Here is a 1,425-nt window from a genome sequence, read left to right on the forward strand (position 1 = left end):
TGAGTGCGGGAGTATGTCACGGATCGGGACGGTAGGAAGGGCTGTTGCGGTATTGGCGCTCTAGCTGCTCCACAATGGAAATGGGAACGGATGAGGTCTCGGAGGGCTCTTCTAGCGAGGTGCCGATCTGCGTCTCGGTCTCCACATTGAACTGCCGAGATGTTGCCCAAACCACTGCTGCAATCAGCAAAAGGACGATAGCGGCACCGTAAAGAAAGGCGACGATGGCCATCGAGTCAATGGTTTAGCTTTCCCCTTCCATGATAAAGGCTGTCGAGAATTACCCACTTCAGGATCCCTTAGAGCAAGCCCTATGGGACTGGCACCGAGGAGAGGCCAAGGGATCCTTGCTCTTGCATGCCTACGGCCTGGAGGGGATCCCGTTGGCGGAAGAGCCCCAGGTGGTCTCCCCAGAGGTGTTCTTCACCCAGGAGCTGCCGGAGGTGGAGGCCATGGCTTTGGATCTATGCCGCGGTCGGGTGCTGGACATCGGCGCCGGCACGGGCCGCCACAGCCTGCTGCTGCAGGAGGAAGGATTGGCCGTGGCTGCCTTGGACCGCTCCCCGGTGGCGTTGCAGATCATGGCAGAGCGGGGGGTGCGCTGCCGCATTGCCGCCGATCTTTTCCACTGGGCGGGGCCAGGAGAGCCCTTCGATACCCTACTCCTGCTGATGAACGGCGTCGGCTTGGCGGGATCCCTGTCGGGCTTGGAGCGTTTTTTGCGCCTGGCTCGCCACTGGGTTCAGCCCACTGGCCAGTTGCTCCTGGATTCCACCGATTTGAGCGATGCCAGCGACCTCGCAGATCTGCGGAATCTGCCGGCAGAAGAGGGAGGGCGTTTAGAAAACTTGGAAGATCCCTCTGGCAAGCTGGCCGCTCCTGCCCACCTCGAAGCAGGTGGCTCAGAAGATTGGCAGGAAGGGAGCGAGGCAAAAGCCAAGGTAGTGAACTTTGTAGCCGAGTACAACGGCCAGCGGGGGGATCCCTTTCCCTGGCTATTTGTAGATCCGGAAACCCTGCTGCAGTGTGCCCACGCCAACGGCTGGCAGGGGCAGATTGTCTATCAAGAGCCGGAGGGGGCTTTTCTGGCACGCCTCACCCCCTTCTGAAGGACTCGCTAGTGGGAAAGGATCTGGGATAAAAACAGGCGGGAGCGCTCTTCTTTCGGATTGCTGAAAAACTCTTGGGGGGTGTTTTCCTCCACGATCTTGCCGCGGTCGAAGAAGATAATCCGATCCGCCACCTCGCGGGCAAAGCCCATCTCGTGGGTTACACACACCATGGTCATCCCCGAGCGGGCCAACTCCCGCATCACGTCCAGCACCTCCTTGATCATCTCTGGATCCAAGGCCGAGGTGGGCTCATCGAAGAGCATCACCGCCGGATTCATGGCCAAGGCGCGGGCAATCGCCACCCGCTGCTGCT

At 60.3% G+C, this 1,425-nt stretch carries 3 protein-coding genes; 1 reads left to right on the forward strand and 2 read right to left on the reverse strand.

Features of this window, described 5'->3' with window-relative positions; translation table 11 throughout:
• Window positions 1-16: 16 nt before the first annotated feature.
• On the reverse strand, window positions 17-232 hold the full coding sequence (locus tag NW819_RS14360) for a hypothetical protein (RefSeq protein ID WP_414414160.1): 216 nt from the start codon (window positions 230-232) through the stop codon (window positions 17-19).
• Between the two features lie 28 nt (window positions 233-260).
• Here NW819_RS14360 and NW819_RS14365 point away from each other — a divergent pair, with 28 nt between their 5' ends.
• Window positions 261-1,109, forward strand: coding sequence for a class I SAM-dependent methyltransferase (locus NW819_RS14365; RefSeq protein ID WP_011432568.1), 849 nt, complete (start codon window positions 261-263; stop codon window positions 1,107-1,109).
• Between the two features lie 8 nt (window positions 1,110-1,117).
• Here NW819_RS14365 and NW819_RS14370 read toward each other — a convergent pair.
• Window positions 1,118-1,425 (reverse strand): AAA family ATPase (locus NW819_RS14370; protein WP_414414161.1); only part of this gene is annotated, 308 nt, incomplete at its 5' end.

The organism is Synechococcus sp. R8-2 (assembly GCF_047461715.1).
GTDB lineage: Bacteria > Cyanobacteriota > Cyanobacteriia > Thermostichales > Thermostichaceae > Thermostichus.

Excerpts from the sequence above, each read along its gene's own strand:
- NW819_RS14365 (WP_011432568.1), top strand. The coding sequence starts at position 261 with ATGATAAAGGCTGTCGAGAATTACCCACTTCAGGATCCCTTAGAGCAA.
- NW819_RS14360 (WP_414414160.1), bottom strand. The coding sequence starts at position 232 with ATGGCCATCGTCGCCTTTCTTTACGGTGCCGCTATCGTCCTTTTGCTG.